The sequence below is a fragment of the Modestobacter sp. DSM 44400 genome, assembly GCF_900107175.1.
Lineage (GTDB): Bacteria > Actinomycetota > Actinomycetes > Mycobacteriales > Geodermatophilaceae > Modestobacter.
The window spans coordinates 50,869-68,324 of record NZ_FNOZ01000017.1; the positions used below are offsets into that span (position 1 = coordinate 50,869).

Genomic DNA, 17,456 nt, shown 5'->3' on the forward strand with positions numbered 1-17,456 from the left:
CTCAGGCCGGCCGGGGTCGCAAGCAGCGCGCGACCAGCGGCGCGGAGAACAGCATGACGAACAGCCGGAGCACCTGGACGGCCAGCACGAAGGTGGCGTCCGCCCCGCTGCCGGTCGCCGTTGCCAGTACCGCGTAGATCCCGCCGGGTGTGGTCGCGAGGTAGCCCTCCAACGGCGTGACCCCGGCGGTGGCGGACAGCACCGCGCCCAGACCGGCGCAGGCCAGCACGATGCAGACGATGAGGACGAGCGCCAGCGGAAGGGCACGGCCCACCAGGCGCAGGCTGTCCCGGGTGAAGCTGAGGCCCACCTGCAGCCCGATGGCGAGGAAGGCAGCCGACTCGACGGACCCCGGCACGGTGGCGCCGGCGGAGAGCCCGGCCAGCTCGAGCCCGGCGGCCACCGCCATCGGCCCGAGCAGCATCCCCACCGGCACCCGGGCGAGCCGCCCGATCAGCACGCCGACCACGGCACAGACTCCGGTGAACAGCAACCCCGCCGGCCAGCCGGGCCCGCCCGCGGCCGCGGCGGCGCCGGAGCCGCCCGACGCGCCGTACACCACGGTGGCCACCACGGGCATCGCGACCAGGACCAGCAGCACCCGCAGGTACTGCAGGACGGCGACCACCCGTTCGTCCGCACCGAGGTCCCGGGCCATGGCGGTCACCCCGGCAGCGCCGCCGGCGATCAACGCGAAGGCCCCGGTCACCGCGCTGACATCGGGATGCAGGCGCATGAGCTGCCCGGCCACGAGACTGACCAGCAGGGTGGCGACCGTCACCGCGAGCACCGACACCCAGTGCGCCGCGAGGCTGCGCAAGGTCCCGGCCTCGACCAGCCCGCCGATCGAGACGCCGATCACGGCCTGCGCGCCCGTTCCCGCGACCTGCGGAACGGCGAGCCGGATCGGCCGCACCAGCGCCCGGCCGAGGCCCGCGACGAGTGCGCCGAACAGTGCCGGGGAAGGAATGTGCAGCAGGCCGAGCAGGACGCTGACGACCACGGCGGCCAGGAGGACCACCGCCCAGTCGAGCAGCAGCCGCCGCCACCCGCCGTCCACGCGGGTCACTCTGCCCGAGCGCCAGTCGGCCCCCTCCAGGGCGTCCCCGAGCCTGCGAGTGGACCCGGGAGGGGCCCTTCTTCAGGCGCCGGTGATGCGGCGGAGCTCGGCGACGTGGGCGGCGAAGGCCGCCCGGCCGGCCTTGGTCAGCGCGAGGCTGGTGCGGACCCGGGAGGTGATCGTGGCCTTGCGGACCTTCACGTACCCGGCCTCCTCGAGCTGCTTGACGTGCTTGGACAGCACCGAGTCGCTCACCCCGACGGCATCGCGGACGGCGGCGAAGTCCATGGTGTCGACGGCGACCAGCAGCCCGCAGATCTGCAGGCGGGGCGGCGCGTGCACCACCGGGTCGAAGTGCGGTCGGACGGCGGTCACAGCTCCTCGCGCAGTTCGGCGATGTAGATCCGGCTCCACCACCGGCTGATCAGCGCGACGCCGATTCCGAGGACGGCCCCGCCGACCACCATCGCGCCGCGCAGGCCGGCCCCGTACTCCGCGCCCGCGGCCAGGGCCAGGGCCAGGACGACCACGTAGCCCAGCAGCCACACCCGGGTGGCCCGCTGGGTACGGCCGGGGCGCATGCCGTTGACCCAGAAGCCGGTGATCCGCTTGTAGACGACCATCAGCGCCCAGCAGCCGGCGAGGAAGAGCGCCAGGGCGACCGCCGTCACCCACGACTCGTGCGCCGAGTAGGAGCTGACCAGCCCGAACACCAGCAGTCCCAGGAGCGCGTCGTACCACCACGGCTGCATCGCCCGCTCGGCCACCGCGGCCCGGTCGGCGCGCAGGACGGCCAGCTGGGCGGCCGCCTGCACGGTCGGATTTCCCGAGGCGGCCGCCGGCCGCTCGTCACTTTCCATGTCGGAAAGTAGGGCAATCGCTTTCCAGGTCGGCAAGGAGGACGGGGTGTGCCGCGGCCGGGACGCGTGGTGGAATGACCCCGAACTGCGACGGCAGTGGAGGAAGTCCGGTGCGATTCCGGCGCGGTCCCGCCACTGTGACCGGGGAGTCCGACCCCATGCACGCCACTGCCCCTCACCGGGCGGGAAGGCGGGGACGGGCGCCGATCCGGGAGCCAGGAGACTCCAGCCGTCGTCCCTGCCACCTCCGGGCGCGGACACCCGGGGAGAGGAACCGTGGTCTCTCGTGACCTACCCCTTCAGCGCTGTCGTCGGCATGGACGACCTCCGTCTGGCGCTGCTCCTCAACGCCGTCTCCCCCGCCGTCGGCGGGGTGCTCGTGCGCGGGGAGAAGGGCACCGCCAAGTCCACGACGGTGCGCGCCCTGGCCGCCGTCCTCCCGCCGGTGGACGCCGTCGCCGGCTGCCGCTTCGCCTGCGACCCGGCCGCTCCCGACCCGGCCTGCCCCGACGGACCGCACTCCCCCGAGGAGCCGTCGCTGTCCCGTCCGGCCCGGCTGGTCGAGCTGCCGGTCGGCGCGTCGGAGGACCGGGTCGTCGGCGCGCTGGACCTCGAGCGCGCGCTCACCGAGGGCGTCAAGGCCTTCGAGCCCGGTCTGCTGGCCGCCGCGAACCGGGGCGTGCTCTACGTCGACGAGGTCAACCTGCTGCACGACCACCTGGTCGACCTGTTGCTGGACGCCGCCGCGCTGGGCACCGCCTACGTCGAGCGGGAGGGGGTGTCGGTCCGGCACGCGGCGCGCTTCCTGCTGGTCGGCACCATGAACCCCGAGGAGGGCGAGCTCCGCCCGCAGCTGCTGGACCGCTTCGGGCTGACCGTCGAGGTCGCGGCCCCCCGGGACACCACGCTGCGCGCCGAGGTGGTCCGCCGCCGGTTCGCCTCCGACGCCGACCCGGCCGGCTTCGCCGCCGCCTGGGCCGGCGAGGAGTCCGCGCTCGCCGAGCGGATCGCCGCCGCCCGAGCACTGCTGCCCCAGGTCGTCCTCTCCGACGCCGCGCTGCGCCAGGTCACCTCGGTCTGCGCGGCATTCGACGTCGACGGCCTGCGGGCGGACCTGGTCACCGCCCGCGCCGCCATCGCGCACGCCGCCTGGGCCGGTCGCACGGAGGTCACCGAGGATGACGTCCGGGTCGCCGCCCGGCTCGCCCTCCCCCACCGCCGACGACGCAACCCCTTCGACGCACCCGGCCTGGACGACGACACCTTGGAGCAGGCGCTGTCCGACGCCCGCCCCGAGAACGACGGCCCGGACTCCCCCGACGACGAGCCCCCGACCGACGGCCCGGACGGCGGCGGCCCGACCCCCGACGACCCCTCCCCCGGGCGCGGCTCCGCCCCAGGCAAAGGAAGCTCTACCGGCGGATCGGAGCCCGATACCGGTGGAAAGGATCCTTTGCCTGGGGAGGCGGAAGAACCCACGACGGCGCCGCGGGGCGAGGGCGGCGGGCACACCGACGCGACCCCGGCTCCGGAAAAGGCCGCGGTCGCGCCGTCCGACCCGTTCCGCACCCGCCGGCTGGAGGTCCCCGGCATCGGCGCGGGGGCGGCCGGTCGGCGGTCCCGGGCGCGCAGCGAGCGCGGCCGGGTGGTCGGCTCCCGGCGTCCCGAGGGCGCCGTCACGAAGCTGCACCTGACCGACACCGTGCTCGCCGCGGCTCCGCACCAGCGGGCCCGTGGCCGCACCGGGCCGGGGCTGCGGCTGGAGCGGGAGGACCTGCGCCAGGCCACGCTCGAGGGACGGGAGGGTAATCTCGTCCTGTTCGTCGTCGACGCCAGCGGGTCGATGGGCGCCCGCTCCAGGATGGCCGCGGTGAAGGGCGCCGTCCTCTCCCTGCTGCTGGACGCCTACCAGCGCCGGGACAAGGTCGGGCTGATCACCTTCCGCGGCGGCGACGCCGAGCTGGCCCTGCCGCCGACGTGGTCGGTCGAGGCCGCGGCCTCGCGGCTGACCGGCCTGGCCACCGGCGGCCGGACGCCGCTGGCCGCCGGGCTGCTGCGTGCGCACGAGGTGCTGCGGGTGGAGCGGGTGCGCGACCCGCAGCGCCGTCCGCTGCTGGTGGTCGTCACCGACGGCCGGGCCACCGGTGCCCGCGGCGGGAACCACCTGGCCGACGCCCGCCGCGCCGCCGCGATGCTGGCGGCGGCCGGAACGGCGAGCGTCGTCGTCGACTGCGAGTCCGGACCGGTGCGGCTGGGCCTGGCGGGCAGCCTCGGCACGGTCCTGGGAGCGCAGACGCTTCGCCTGGAAGAACTGGCCGCGGAGTCACTGGCGAGCACGGTGCGCAACGCGCGGAAGGCGGCCTAGTGAGCAAGCGCGCGAGCTCACCCATCAGCACGGGGCGCCGAGGCACCCGGCCGACGAGCGCCAACGAGGAGGACTAGTGCCCCAGGGCCAGGTCAGCGACGTCCCGGCCGACGGGCTGAGCACTCGCCAGCGCCGCAACCGCCCGCTGCTCGCGGTGCACACCGGGGAGATGAAGGGCAAGTCCACCGCCGCGTTCGGCATGGCCATGCGGGCGTGGAACCAGGGCTGGTCGGTTGCGGTGTACCAGTTCGTGAAGAGCGCCAAGTGGAAGGTCGGCGAGGAGAACGCGCTGACCGCGCTCGGCCGGCTGCACGAGACGACGGGCGAGGGCGGGCCGGTCATCTGGCACAAGATGGGCTCGGGCTGGTCGTGGTCGCGCAAGCACGGCGAGGAGACCGACCACGCCGCCGACGCCGCCGAGGGCTGGGCGCAGATCAAGCGCGACCTGGCCGCGCAGGCGCACCGGTTCTACGTGCTCGACGAGTTCACCTATCCCATGACCTGGGGCTGGGTCGACGTCGAGGACGTGGTGGAGACCCTGACGAACCGGCCGGGCAGCCAGCACGTGGTGATCACCGGCCGGAACGCCCACCCGGCGCTCATCGAGGCGGCGGACCTGGTCGTGGAGATGACCAAGGTCAAGCACCCGATGGACGCCGGGCAGAAGGGCCAGCGGGGGATCGAGTGGTGACCGCCGCGCCCGCCTCCTCTGTTGATCATCGGCGAATGGCTAGCGACACGCCGAACGGTCGCGGCCAGATGCCGATGATCAACACGTATCAGGGGGTCGGCCGGTGAGCGCACACCGGGTCCCGCGCATCGTGCTGGCCGCGCCCGCCAGCAACGCCGGCAAGACCTCGATCGCCACCGGCCTGATCGCCGCGCTCACCGCCCGCGGCCTCACCGTCTCCCCGCACAAGGTCGGACCGGACTACATCGACCCCGGCTACCACGGTCTGGCCGCCGGCCGCCCGGGTCGCAACCTGGACAACTGGCTGGTCGGCGAGGACCGCATCGTGCCGCTGTTCCTGCACGGCGCGCTCACCCCGCGCCCGGCCGACGTCGCGGTGGTCGAGGGCGTCATGGGCCTGTTCGACGGCGCCGCCCACGCCAGCGTCGAGCCCGGCTACGGGTCCACCGCACAGGTCGCCACCCAGCTCGCGGCGCCCGTCGTCCTGGTGGTGGACGCCGCCGCGCAGGCCCGCAGTGTCGCCGCGCTGGTGCACGGGTTCGCCACCTTCGACCCGGCGGTGCGCCTGGGCGGCGTCGTCCTCAACCGGGTCGGCAGCGACCGGCACGAAACGATCCTGCGCGAGGCACTGGGCGCGGCGGGGGTCCCGGTGCTGGGCGCGGTGCGTCGGATCGAGGCGCTGCACACCCCCTCGCGGCACCTGGGCCTGGTGCCGGCCGCCGAACGCTCGGCGCAGGCCGTGCGGACGGTCGGTGCGCTGGGGGCCGTCGTCGAGGCGGGCGTCGACCTGGACGCCGTCCTCCGGCTGGCCCGCTCGGCTCCGGACCTGCACGACACCCCCTGGGACCCGGCCGCCGAAGTGACCCCGATCGAAGGCCGGCCGGTGGTCGCCGTCGCCGGCGGACCGGCGTTCACCTTCGGCTACGCCGAGACCACTGAGCTGCTCGCCGCCGCGGGCGCCGACGTCCGAACCGTCGACCCGCTGACGGACGAGGCGCTGCCCGAGGGCACCCGCGCGCTGGTCGTCGGCGGCGGCTTTCCCGAGGTGCACGCCGGTGCGCTGAGCGCCAACGTCGGCCTGCGGACGGCAGTCGCCGCCCTCGCCGCCGCCGGCGGCCCGATCGCCGCGGAGTGCGCCGGGCTGCTGTACCTGTCCCGGGAACTGGACGGCGCACCGATGTGCGGCGTGCTGGACACCGGCACCGCGATGCACTCCCGGCTGGCCCTGGGCTACCGCGCGGCGGTGGCGCTCACCGACAGCGTGCTCGCTGCGGCCGGCACCCGGGTGCGCGGTCACGAGTTCCACCGCACCACCGCCGACCCGGGCGCCGGCGCGACCCCAGCCTGGCAGTGGAGCGCCGACGGCCCGGAGGGGTTCGCGCAGGGGTCGGTGCACGCCAGCTACCTGCACCTGAACTGGGCGGGATCGCCGGGAATGGCCGGCCGGTTCGTCGCCGCCGCGGCCCGGGTGGGCGTGCTCAGTGCACATCGCTGAGGGCGTCCACCCGCCCGTCCACACGCTGGGCTGGACGATCGCCGCCGCCCTGCTCGCCGCGCTGCCCAGCTCCCCCGGCGTCCGCGCATGATGACCGTCGGCGTCGGCGCCTCGGCCGGGGTGCCCGCCGAGGAGGTGCTCGCCGCGCTGGACGCCGTCGTGCCCGCCTCCACCGGGCGCGTCACCCTCGCCACCCTCGACGTCCGGGCCACCGAACCCGGGCTGCGCGAGGCGGCCGAGCGGCGGGGCTGGCCGCTGACGGGGCACCCGGCGGCTGCGCTGGCCGCTGTGCCGGTGCCGGCGCCGTCGGCCCGGGTGGCCGCCGCCGTCGGCACGCCCTCGGTCGCCGAGGCCGCCGCGCTGCTCGGCGGCGGGCAGCTGGTCGTCGGCAGGACGGTGCACGGGCGGGTGACGGTCGCGGTCGCCCGGACCGACGAGGACCTGCACCACCACGGGGACGTCGAACTCGCGCCGGGGCTGGTCGACCTGGCGGTCAACGTGCGCGCCGGCGCCCCGCCGGCCTGGCTGCGCGCCGTGCTGCACGCCGCGGTCGAGGACAGCGCCGCCTATCCCGACCCCGGGCCGGCCCGGAGGGCCGTGGCCGCCGTGCACGGCCGGGCCGAGGAGGAGGTTTTGCTGGCCGCCGGCGCGGCCGAGGTCTTCACCTTGGTCGCCCGGGCTCTCCGGCCGCGGCGGCCGTTCGTCGTGCACCCCTCGTTCACCGAGCCAGAGGCGGCGCTGCGCGCGGCCGGGCACGCCGTGCAGCGGGTGCACCTGCGCGGCGAGGACGGCTACCGGCTGGACCCCGCCGCCGTCCCCGAGGACGCCGACCTGGTCGTGCTGGGCAACCCGACCAACCCCACCTCGGTGCTGCACCCCGCCGCCGCCGTCGCCGCGCTCGCCCGGCCCGGGCGGGTGCTCGTGGTCGACGAGGCGTTCGCCGACACGGTGCCCGGGGAACCGGCGTCGCTGGTCGGGCGCGGCGACCTGCCCGGCGTCCTGGTGGTGCGCAGCCTGACCAAGACCTGGGGCCTGGCCGGGCTGCGGGTCGGCTACGCGCTGGGGCCTGCGGACCTGGTGGCCGCGCTGGCCGCCGCGCAGCCGCACTGGCCGGTGTCCACGCCGGCGCTGGCCGCACTGGTGGCCTGCACGAGCGAGGCCGCCCGCACCGAGGCCGCCGCCCTCGCCACCGAGACCGCCGTCCACCGGGCCGCGCTGCTGGCCGCCCTGCCGCCCTCGGTGCAGGTGATCGGGGTACCGACGTCGTCCTTCGTGCTCCTCGGCGTGCCCGGCGGCGCGGCGGTGCGAAAGCGGTTGCGCGACGCCGGCTGGGCGGTGCGCCGGGGCGACACGTTCCCGGGCCTGTCCGACGACCATCTGCGGGTCGCCGTCCGGGAACCCGCCACCTCGCGTGCGTTCGCCGCCGCGCTGGCTGAGATCCTTGCCCGGATGGACGTCCCCGAGGAGCACCGTTGAACACCGACCCACCTCCGTTCCCGGGAACCCTCCTGGGCGACACCATCGCCGCCGTCCGCCCCCGGGAGGCCGCCGCCGAGCGGGCCGCCCGCGACCGGCTGGACCGGATGACCAAGCCGCCGGGCGCCCTCGGCGTGCTGGAGGACGTCGCCGCGCAGCTGGCCGGCACCGCGGGCCGGTGCCCGGCACCGCTGCCCACCCCGGCCGCAGTCGCTGTCTTCGCCGGTGACCACGGCGTGCACGCCCGGGGCGTCACCCCGTGGCCGCAGGAGGTGACCGCCCAGATGGTCGCCAACTTCGTCGCCGGCGGCGCGGTGATCAACGCCTTCGCCGCGCAACTGGGAGCCAATGTCGTGGTTGTGGACGTCGGCGTGGCCACGCCCGCCGAGCCCGCCCCGGCGCTGTGGGACCGCAACGTCCGCCGCGGTACCGCTGACCTCGCGGTCGGTCCGGCGATGAGCCTGGACGAGGCCCGGCGGGCGGTCGAGGTCGGCATCGAGGTGGCGACGGCGCTCGCCGACGGGCACGGCTGCCTGGTCACCGGCGACATGGGGATCACCAACACCACGGCGTCCGCTGCGTTGATCTGCGCCTTCACCGGCGCCGACCCGGTCGCGGCCACCGGGCGTGGCACCGGCGTGGACGACCCGACGCTGGCCCGCAAGGTCGACGTCGTGACCCGGGCCGTCGCCCGGGTGCCGGCGCGGCCGGCGACACCGGAGCAGGCGCTGGCGGCACTGGCCGAGGTGGGCGGCCTCGAACACGCCGCGCTGGCCGGGTTCGTGCTCGGCGCCGCAGCGGCGCGCGTCCCTGTGCTGCTGGACGGCGTCATCGCCGGCGCGGCCGCGCTGGTCGCTGCCGCGCTGTGCCCGACCGCGCTGGAGCACGCGCTGGCCGGGCACACCTCGGCCGAGCCGGGACACTCCCTGGCGCTGCGGGCGCTCGGCCTCCGCCCGCTGCTGGGCCTGGACCTTCGACTGGGCGAGGGCACCGGCGCGCTGCTGGCGGTGCCGCTGGTGGCCAGCGCCGCCCGGGCGCTGCAGGACGTGGCGACGTTCGACTCCGCCGGCGTCACCGAGAAGAGCTGATGAGCCCTCCACCCGATCCGGGCTCCGCCGCGGTCTACCCGGTCGGCCTGCGCCTCGGTGGCCGTCGGGTCGTCGTCGTCGGCGGCGGCCAGGTGGCCCACCGCCGGGTCGCCGGGCTGCTCGAGGCCCGCGCGCACGTCACCGTCGTCAGCCCCGAGGTCACGCCGGCCCTGGAGGCCCTCGTCGCCCCCGGCGCGGTTACCTGGCACCCGCGCCGCTACGTCCGCGGCGACCTGGCCGGGACCTGGTACGCGGTGGCCGCCACCGACGACCCGGCGGTGAACGCGGCGGTGGCCGAGGAGGCCGAGCGGCTGCGGATCTTCTGTGCCCGGGCCGACGACCGGTCCGCGTCCAGCGTCTGGACCCCGGCGGTCGGCAGGCAGGGCGACCTCGTGGTCGGTGTGCACGGCGGGGGCGACCCCCAGCGGGCCGTCGGCGTCCGGGACGCCGTCCTGGCCGGGCTGACCGACGGCTCGATCGCCGACCGGGCCTCCCGGGCACCCACCGGGGCGCCGGGCAGCGTCGTCCTGGTGGGCGGCGGACCCGGCGACCCCGGGCTGGTCACCGTGCGCGGGCGGCAGGCGGTGGCGACCGCGGACGTCGTCATCGCCGACCACCTCGCCCCGCAAGGTCTGCTCGCCTCGCTGCCGGTGGGCGTGGAGGTCATCGACGCCTCCAAGCTGCCGCGCGGGCGTGCGATGGCCCAGGAGCAGATCAACTCCCTGCTCATCGACCGGGCCCGGGCGGGCAAGCGGGTCGTGCGGCTCAAGGGCGGGGACCCGTTCGTCTTCGGCCGCGGCTACGAGGAGCTCGCGGCCTGCACCGCCGCCGGCATTCCGGTCGAGGTGGTGCCCGGCGTGACCAGCGCCATCGCCGTCCCGGGGCTGGCCGGCGTGCCGGTCACCCATCGCGGGATGACCCACGAGTTCGTCGTCGTCTCCGGGCACGTGCCCCCCGGCCACCCCGCCTCGCTGGTCGACTGGGCAGCGCTGGGGAAGCTGCGCGGGACCGTCGTCGTGCTGATGGGCGTGGACACCGCGCCGGCCATCGCCGCCGCGCTGGTCGAGCACGGCCGCCCCGCCGACACCCCCGTGGCGGTGGTCTCCGACGGGGCGACCCCCGCGCAGCGGATGCTGCGGACGACGCTGGCCGGGCTGGCCCGGACGCTGGCCGACGAGGGTGTCCGGCCGCCCGCGGTGTGGGTGGTCGGCGACGTCGTCTCCCTCGGTGCCTGAGCGCCGGCCGGGTGCTCGCTGTGTGATCTTGGTCACTCGGGGCTACCGTCGGCGCACCGTCACCGTCCGGAAGGCCCTCCATGACCCGCCACCGCATCCGCGCCCTCCTGGTGCCCCTGGCCCTCGGCCTGCTCACCACCACGCTGGTCAGCCCGGCCTCGGCCGCCCCGACGCGGTACCCGCAGCCGCCGGAGGTCGACTACTTCGTCAACGAGGCGACCCTTCCCTTCGACGCGCTCCCCGGAACGACGACCACCCGCACCTGGGGCGTGCTCCAGGGCGCCGGGTACCAGATCGAGGTGCCCGACCACTGGAACGGCGACCTGGTGATGTGGGCCCACGGCTACCGGGGCACCGGCGCCGAGCTCACCGTCAGTGCGCCGCCCGACGGCCTGCGGCAGTACCTGGTCGACCACGGCTACGCCTGGGCGGCGTCCAGCTACGACGAGAACGGCTACGACGTCGACTCGGGGGTGGAGAGCACGCACCGGCTGGTCAGGTACTTCGACAAGGCCGTCGGCAAACCCGACCAGCGCTACCTCGCAGGGGTCTCCATGGGCGGCCACGTCACCGGCGTCTCGATCGAGAAGTACCGGGCCGAGTACGTCGGCGCGATGCCGGTCTGCGGCGTGATGGGCGACCGCCGGCTGTTCGACACGTTCCTCGATTACAACGCCGCTGCGCAAGCGCTGACCGACACCCCGCCGGTCTACCCGGCCCCGGCCGACTACGTGACGACGACCGCCGCGCAGATGAAGACCGAGCTGGGGCTGCCTGACGCCCTCACCCCGGCCGGTGAGGAGCTGCGAGCGGTCACCGAGCAGCGCACCGGCGGTGAGCGGCCGCTGTTCGACGCCGGCTTCGCAAACTTCGCGAACTTCCTGTTCACCGTGTACCCGGTCTTCCCCGGCCTCGGCGAGGAGAAGGGAGCCGTCGGCGGCAACGCCGACACCGTCTACCAGCTCGATGCGGACCCGGCGCTGACCGCGGAGGAGCAGGCGCTCAACGCCGAGGTCCTGCGGGTCGAGGCGGCGCGCAGCCACCGCGGGCTGTCCGGCGTGCCGACCATCGACGGAAGGTTCCGCATCCCGGTGCTGACGATGCACGACCTCGGCGACCTGTTCGTGCCATTCAGCATGGAACAGGAGTACGCCCGGGACGCCGCCCGGCGCGGCAACTCCGACCTGCTGGTGCAGCGGGCGATCCGCGGCGTCGCGCACTGCGACTTCAGCCCCGAGGAGTACCAGCAGGCGTTCGCCGACCTGGTCACCTGGGTGGAGGACGGCGTCCGGCCGGAGGGGGACGACGTCCTGAACCCGACCGTGGTGGCCGACCCCCGCTACGGCTGCCGGTTCACCATGCCGCAGCGGGACTTCGACACCCAGGACTGCAGCTGACGGACCAGGCATAGGAAGCTTTCCCCCCGGTTCTCGCGCCGGAACCGGGTGCAGAGCTTCCTATGCCGGGGGGATCCGGGCGGCGGCGTCCTCCAGGAGCACCTGGCGTTCGGCCGGGTCCCGCCGCGGGCAAGAGGTGCAGACGGCCTCGTGCGGGACCCGGTAGAGCAGGCAGCAGGACGCCCGCCGGGTGAAGCGGGTGCCGACCACCTCGACGTAGCGCGGGGCGGGCATCGGCGCCCCGATCGCGGCGGCCAGCGGTCCGGCCAGCGCGGTGACGGCGTCCACGTCGCCGACCGCCCGGCCCAGCGCCAGCAGCCGGTTGGCGAGGGAGTCGGTGGCGATGGCCCACAGCGGGCGGGTGCGCGTGCCGCCGGCCTCGGCGACCGCGCCGACCACCGCGGTGAGCGTGCCGCGCAGGTCCGCTTCCAGGTCGGTGGAGTGGCCGGCGGCGGTGGTCGCCGCGATCGGCACCCCGCCGGACAGCAGGTGCAGCCGGGTGTCGGACAGCCGGGCCGACAGCGGCCGGCCGGTGACCAGCCCGGCCAGCGCCGGGGTCAGCAGCACGCTCGACACCGAATACCACCACACCGTGGCCAGCACCCGGCGGTCGGTCGTGCGCTGGCGCGCGGCCCGCTCGGTGAGCACGTGTGCCGTCCACCACGCGTCGGCCAGCCGGGTCGCCGGAACCACCACGCCCATCGGCGGGGCGACCAGCCCGAGCGCGGCCGCACCGGGCAGCCGGGCTGCGACGGCAGCCTGCGCGCCGTCGTCGCTCTCCTCGTCCCTCACTCCGGACAGTCTGCGCCTCCGGGGCAGGTCAGGTCCGGGCGACGCGGGGGTGACCGAAGCCATAGGTTGTGCATGAGAGTCAGCGCCGCCCGGCCGGAACGGCGGCGCCCGGATCCGGAGGTGCCACATGAGCGGAACGACCGAGGCCCACGGCCTGACCAACCCCGAAGGCGGCTTTCCCCCGCCAGCGGAGTTCACCGCGCAGGCCAATGTCGGCGAGGAAGCGTACGAGCGGGCCGCGGCCGACCGGGTCGGCTTCTGGGAGGACGCCGCGCGCCGGCTGGACTGGACCCAGGAGTGGGACCAGGCGCTGGACTGGAGCAACCCGCCGTTCGCCAAGTGGTTCGCCGGCGGGAAGCTCAACGTGGCGGTCAACTGCGTGGACCGGCACGTCGACGCTGGCCACGGCGAGCAGGTCGCCTACCACTGGGTCGGCGAGCCCGGCGACACCCGGACGATCACCTACGCCCAGCTCAAGGACGAGGTGTGCCGGGCGGCCAACGCGCTGACCGAGCTCGGCGTCCAGTCCGGTGACCGGGTGGCGATCTACCTGCCGATGATCCCGGAGGCAGTGGTCTCCATGCTCGCCTGCGCCCGGATCGGCGCCGTCCACATGGTCGTGTTCGGCGGCTTCTCCCCCGACGCGCTGGCCAGCCGGATCACCGACGCCGGTGCGAAGGTCGTGATCACCGCCGACGGCGGCTACCGACGCGGGGCGCCCAGCGCGCTCAAGCCGAACGTCGACGAGGCTCTGACGAAGACCGAGGGCGTCCGGAGCGTGCTGGTGGTGAAGCGGACCGAGCAGGAAGTGGAGTGGACCGAGGGCCGCGACCTCTGGTGGCACGACGTGGTCGGCGGCCAGTCGACCGAGCACCAGGCTGACTCCTTCGACGCCGAGCACCCGCTCTACATCATGTACACGTCCGGGACGACGGCGAAGCCCAAGGGCATCCTGCACACCTCCGGTGGCTACCTGACCCAGGTCAGCTACACCCACTGGGCGACCTTCGACATCAAGCCCGACACCGACGTCTTCTGGACGGCGGCCGACGTCGGCTGGGTCACCGGCCACAGCTACATCGTCTACGGGCCGCTGGCGAACCGGACCACCTCGGTCATGTACGAGGGCACGCCGGACACCCCGCACCAGGGCCGGTGGTGGGAGATCGTCCAGGAGTACGGCGTGACGGTGCTCTACACGGCGCCCACCACGATCCGCACGTTCATGAAGTGGGGCGAGGACGTGCCGGCCGGCTTCGACCTGTCCTCGCTGCGGCTGCTCGGGTCGGTCGGTGAGCCGATCAACCCGGAGGCATGGCTCTGGTACCACAAGATCATCGGCGGCGGCCGCTGCCCGGTCATGGACACCTGGTGGCAGACCGAGACCGGCGCGCACATGGTCACCCCGCTGCCCGGCGTGACGACGCTGAAGCCCGGCTCCGCGCAACGCCCGTTCCCCGGGATCGCGGCCAGCGTGGTCGACGAGGAGGGCAAGCCCATCGAGGCCGGCGCCACCGGCTACCTGGTGCTCACCGAGCCGTGGCCGGCGATGCTGCGCACCATCTGGGGCGACGACGATCGCTACAAGGACACCTACTGGAGCCGGTACGGCGCGGGCGTCTACTTCGCCGGGGACGGCGCCAAGCTCGACGAGGACGGCGACATCTGGCTGCTCGGCCGGGTCGACGACGTCATGAACGTGTCCGGGCACCGCATCTCCACCACCGAGGTGGAGTCCGCGCTGGTCAGTCACCCGACCGTCGCCGAGGCCGCCGTCGTCGGCGCCACCGACCCGACCACCGGTCAGGGCATCGTGGCCTTCGTGATCCTGCGCGGGGACGCCGAGGACTCCGGTGAAGAACTGGTGAAGACCCTGCGCCAGCACGTCCGCAAGGAGATCGGGCCGATCGCCAGCCCGCGGCAGATCATGGTCGTTGCCGAGCTTCCCAAGACCCGTTCGGGCAAGATCATGCGCCGGCTGTTGCGCGACATCGCCGAGAACCGGGAACTGGGCGACGTCTCCACGCTCACCGACTCCTCGGTGATGGACCTGATCAGCAGCAAGCTCCCCGGCGCCAAGGAAGACTGACGGACCCCTCCTGGGTCCCCTCGCAGGCTCGGGCGCGCCCTGCAGGGGGCCATCTGACGCTCGGGGAGGCCGAGGAGGGGGCCTCAGGAGGGGACCGGGACGCGCGCGACGCGATGATGCGGCACGATCAGCGAAACGACCGCGCTGCACATCGGCGCTGACCAGGGAGGAACCCCCGTGGCCCACAGCGTCTCCACGCACGTCCCCGGCCCGACCGGCGGGCCGGCCGAGCCCTCGCTCGGCACGCTCGCCAAGAGCGCCATGACCGACGTCTCCACGCTCATCCGCAGCGAGATCGAGCTGGCCAAGGCCGAGGTCGGGACGTCGGTCAAGCGCGGCGGCGTGAGCATCGCCTCCTTCGCCGTCGCGGGCGTCATGGCCGCCTTCGCCGGCATCTTCTTCTTCATCGCCCTGGCCGAGTTCCTCACCTGGCTCGGGCTGGCCCGCTGGGTCGCCTACCTGATCGTGTTCGCCTTCCTCCTGCTGATCGCCGGGCTCGCCGGCCTGGTGGGGTGGCGGATGCTGAAGAAGATCGAGAAGCCCGAGCGCACCCTCGAGACGCTGCACGACCTCCCCGACGTGATGCGCCGCAAGGCCCCGGGGCAGCGGCAGCACGACCTGCCGGTGGTCCGCAACGGCCAGGTCGTGCGACAGGATCCGCACGCCCGCCTGAGCTGACCGCGCCGAACTGACCACCCCCGCCGGCGGCCCCGGCCCCGCCGGGCGCCCCGATGCCACGAGCGTCCTGCTGCCCGGTCCCTGGGCACACCGGGACGTTTCCGCCAACGGCGTGCGGCTGCACGCCGCCGAGGCCGGCGAGGGCCCGCTCGTGCTGCTGCTGCACGGCTTCCCCCAGTTCTGGTGGGCCTGGCGGGCGCAGCTGACCGGGCTGGCGGCCGCCGGGCTGCGGGTGGTCGCCCCCGACCTGCGCGGCTACGGGGCCAGCGACAAGCCCCCGCGCGGCTACGACCTGCCGACCGCGGCCTCCGACGCCGCCGCCGTCGTCCGGGCGCTCGGCGAACAGGACGCCGTCGTCGTCGGCTCCGACTGGGGTGGCCTGGTCGGCTGGACGATGGCCGCGCTGCACCCGCGGACGGTACGCAAGCTCGTCGTCCTGGGCACCGCGCACCCCCGCCGGATGCGGGCCGGGATGGCCGATGCGGGTCAGCGCCGGGCGTCGGCCTACGCACTGCCCTTCCAGCTGCCCCGGCTGCCCGAGCGGCAGCTGACCCGCGCCGACGACGACCCGGTGGCCGAGCTGATGCGCCGCTGGTCGGGGCCGGACTGGGTACAGACCGCCGACTTCGCCGAGGCGGTGGACCGCTACCGATCGGCGACCCGGATCCCGCAGGCCGCCTACGGGGCGATGGAGTACTTCCGCTGGGCCGGGCGGTCCCAGGTGCGCCCCGACGGGCTGCGGTTCGCCCGCCGGATGGCCGCGCCCATCACCGCCCCGACGCTGCAGCTGCACGGCGCGGTCGACAGCTGCGTACTGCCGGCCACCGCCCGCGGCTCGGACCGTTACGTGGCCGGCGCCTACGAGTGGCGCGAGCTACCCGGCGTGGGCCACTTCCCGCACGAGGAGGCAACGGCTGAGGTCACCGCCGCGATCGCCGACTTCGCGATCTGACGATCGCGGAGCCATCGTCAGATCGGGCCGAAGGCCGGACCGAAGAGGCTCGGCAGCCCGGCGTAGCCGGTCCGCTCCTACACCGGAGGTGGGTCATTCGCAGGGGCCGGTGTCGACCGCGGCGACGGCGGTCCGCCCGACCCGGGCGGCGTCACTGACCTCCGCGGCGGTGAGTGCGTAGCCGGTGTCCGGGTCGTCGATGGCCGAGGCGAAGACCACCCCGAGCACGGAGCCGTCGGTGGCCAACAGCGGCCCGCCGGAGTTTCCGGCCCGCACCTGGCCGAAGAGGGCGTAGACGTCGCGCTGCACGGTCTGGTCCGCCCGAAAGTCCGGGCCGCTGATCTCCCCGCGGTCCCGCACCCGGGCCGGTCCGACGTACAGCCCGCCGCCGCCCGGGTAGCCCATCACGATGGCGTCGGCACCGGTGTCGACCGGAGCCGGCGCGAAGGCGAGCGGCAGCTCCGGAAGGCCGGGGACCGACAGCACGGCGACGTCGGTCTCGGCGTCGACGTAGACGGGTGTGGCGTCGTAGCTCTCGCCCTCCGCGGTGACCACCGGCTCGGTGACCCCGGCCAGCACGTGCGCGTTCGTCATCACCCGCTGGTCGGCGTAGACGAAACCGGAGCCGTCGATCTGCCGCGCGCAGGAGATCGCGATGCCGCGGATCTGCACCACCGACCCCTTGACGTTGTCGACGACCGGCCTGGCCAGCAGCGTCTGGTCCGGCGCGGGTACGTCGCGGGCCTGCGTGGGGGTGAGCGGATCGAGTACGTCGGGCAGGCCCTGCCGGTCGATGGCCTCCCGCAGCGAGTCGTACAGCGAGCGGACGCCGTCCGGGACGCCCTGGTCGACGGCCTGCACCAGCGTCGACTGCCGGACCTGGCCGGCCACCACGGGGAACGGCGAGGTCGCCAGCGGGATGGCCACCATCCAGGCGACCAGCAGGACGGCGAGCGCCGACACGACGGCCCCGGCGACGGCGTCGACGGCCCTGGCCGGTTCCCAGGTGACCCGCTTGCGGACGGCCCGCCCGATCACCCCGGCGAGCAACTGGCCGAGCAGCGCCCCGGCCAGCACGACGACGAGGGCGACGAAGACCCGGGTCACCGTGGAGTCGGCCAGGTCGTCGGCCAGCGGACCGGACAGCTGGGCGCCGAGCACCGCGCCACCGAAGAAGCCGACGAACGAGGCGACCGAGACGATCAGGCCCTGCCGGAACCCCGACAGCGCGAACAGCAGGGCGAGCGCGATCAGCGCCAGGTCCACCACGGACACGGG

15 protein-coding genes and 1 riboswitch are annotated in these 17,456 nt (G+C 74.9%); of the genes, 10 read left to right on the forward strand and 5 right to left on the reverse strand.

Annotated elements, in window-relative coordinates:
- Position 1: 1 nt before the first annotated feature.
- From BLW04_RS12495 to BLW04_RS12505, 3 genes are all read right to left on the reverse strand, one after another.
- Positions 2 to 1,060, reverse strand: coding sequence for an AbrB family transcriptional regulator (locus tag BLW04_RS12495; protein ID WP_091541352.1), 1,059 nt, complete (start codon positions 1,058 to 1,060; stop codon positions 2 to 4).
- An 81-nt stretch (positions 1,061 to 1,141) separates the two neighbouring features.
- Complete coding sequence (locus BLW04_RS12500; RefSeq protein WP_091541225.1) at positions 1,142 to 1,435, reverse strand: transcriptional regulator; 294 nt, start codon at positions 1,433 to 1,435, stop codon at positions 1,142 to 1,144.
- Positions 1,432 to 1,920, reverse strand: coding sequence for a hypothetical protein (locus tag BLW04_RS12505; RefSeq protein ID WP_139306833.1), 489 nt, complete (start codon positions 1,918 to 1,920; stop codon positions 1,432 to 1,434). Before BLW04_RS12505 ends, BLW04_RS12500 begins: the two co-directional genes overlap by 4 nt.
- Positions 1,921 to 2,019: 99 nt before the next feature.
- Positions 2,020 to 2,146: riboswitch (cobalamin riboswitch) on the forward strand.
- Between the two features lie 60 nt (positions 2,147 to 2,206).
- Between BLW04_RS12505 and BLW04_RS12510 the strand changes: the two genes are divergently transcribed.
- The 7 genes from BLW04_RS12510 (at position 2,207) to BLW04_RS12540 (ending at position 11,667) form a co-directional block, all read left to right on the forward strand.
- Positions 2,207 to 4,285 (forward strand): putative cobaltochelatase, encoded by a 2,079-nt coding sequence (locus tag BLW04_RS12510; protein WP_091541233.1) that lies wholly within the window; start codon positions 2,207 to 2,209, stop codon positions 4,283 to 4,285.
- A 76-nt stretch (positions 4,286 to 4,361) separates the two neighbouring features.
- A complete protein-coding gene (cobO, locus tag BLW04_RS12515; RefSeq protein ID WP_091541238.1) occupies positions 4,362 to 4,976 on the forward strand; it encodes a cob(I)yrinic acid a,c-diamide adenosyltransferase in 615 nt (204 codons plus the stop codon).
- Between the two features lie 103 nt (positions 4,977 to 5,079).
- A complete protein-coding gene (locus tag BLW04_RS12520; protein ID WP_091541242.1) occupies positions 5,080 to 6,471 on the forward strand; it encodes a cobyrinate a,c-diamide synthase in 1,392 nt (463 codons plus the stop codon).
- A gap of 87 nt (positions 6,472 to 6,558) precedes the next feature.
- Entirely contained in the window at positions 6,559 to 7,947 is a 1,389-nt protein-coding gene (cobC, locus tag BLW04_RS12525; protein ID WP_254781440.1) for an Rv2231c family pyridoxal phosphate-dependent protein CobC, read from the forward strand.
- On the forward strand, positions 7,944 to 9,035 hold the full coding sequence (gene cobT / locus BLW04_RS12530; protein WP_091541245.1) for a nicotinate-nucleotide--dimethylbenzimidazole phosphoribosyltransferase: 1,092 nt from the start codon (positions 7,944 to 7,946) through the stop codon (positions 9,033 to 9,035). Before cobC ends, cobT begins: the two co-directional genes overlap by 4 nt.
- Positions 9,035 to 10,270: a uroporphyrinogen-III C-methyltransferase gene (gene cobA, locus BLW04_RS12535; RefSeq protein WP_091541250.1), complete on the forward strand. Its 1,236-nt coding sequence runs from the start codon at positions 9,035 to 9,037 to the stop codon at positions 10,268 to 10,270. Before cobT ends, cobA begins: the two co-directional genes overlap by 1 nt.
- A gap of 80 nt (positions 10,271 to 10,350) precedes the next feature.
- Entirely contained in the window at positions 10,351 to 11,667 is a 1,317-nt protein-coding gene (locus BLW04_RS12540; RefSeq protein ID WP_091541253.1) for an alpha/beta hydrolase, read from the forward strand.
- A 60-nt stretch (positions 11,668 to 11,727) separates the two neighbouring features.
- Here the strand turns inward: BLW04_RS12540 and BLW04_RS12545 are convergent, their stop codons facing one another.
- Positions 11,728 to 12,459, reverse strand: a complete 732-nt coding sequence (locus BLW04_RS12545) for a (2Fe-2S)-binding protein (RefSeq protein WP_254781443.1) — start codon at positions 12,457 to 12,459, stop codon at positions 11,728 to 11,730.
- Positions 12,460 to 12,586: 127 nt separating this feature from the next.
- On the opposite strand from BLW04_RS12545, the gene acs reads away from it, so the two are divergent.
- The 3 genes from acs (at position 12,587) to BLW04_RS12560 (ending at position 16,178) form a co-directional block, all read left to right on the forward strand.
- On the forward strand, positions 12,587 to 14,548 hold the full coding sequence (gene acs, locus BLW04_RS12550) for an acetate--CoA ligase (RefSeq protein WP_091541261.1): 1,962 nt from the start codon (positions 12,587 to 12,589) through the stop codon (positions 14,546 to 14,548).
- 177 nt (positions 14,549 to 14,725) lie between these two features.
- Positions 14,726 to 15,226 carry a phage holin family protein gene (locus BLW04_RS12555; RefSeq protein WP_091541265.1) on the forward strand — a complete coding sequence of 167 codons (501 nt, stop codon included), beginning with the start codon at positions 14,726 to 14,728 and terminating at the stop codon, positions 15,224 to 15,226.
- A gap of 112 nt (positions 15,227 to 15,338) precedes the next feature.
- A complete protein-coding gene (locus BLW04_RS12560) occupies positions 15,339 to 16,178 on the forward strand; it encodes an alpha/beta fold hydrolase (RefSeq protein ID WP_254781445.1) in 840 nt (279 codons plus the stop codon).
- A gap of 93 nt (positions 16,179 to 16,271) precedes the next feature.
- Here the strand turns inward: BLW04_RS12560 and BLW04_RS12565 are convergent, their stop codons facing one another.
- Positions 16,272 to 17,453 (reverse strand): MarP family serine protease, encoded by a 1,182-nt coding sequence (locus tag BLW04_RS12565; RefSeq protein WP_091541273.1) that lies wholly within the window; start codon positions 17,451 to 17,453, stop codon positions 16,272 to 16,274.
- Between the last annotated feature and the right edge of the window lie 3 nt (positions 17,454 to 17,456).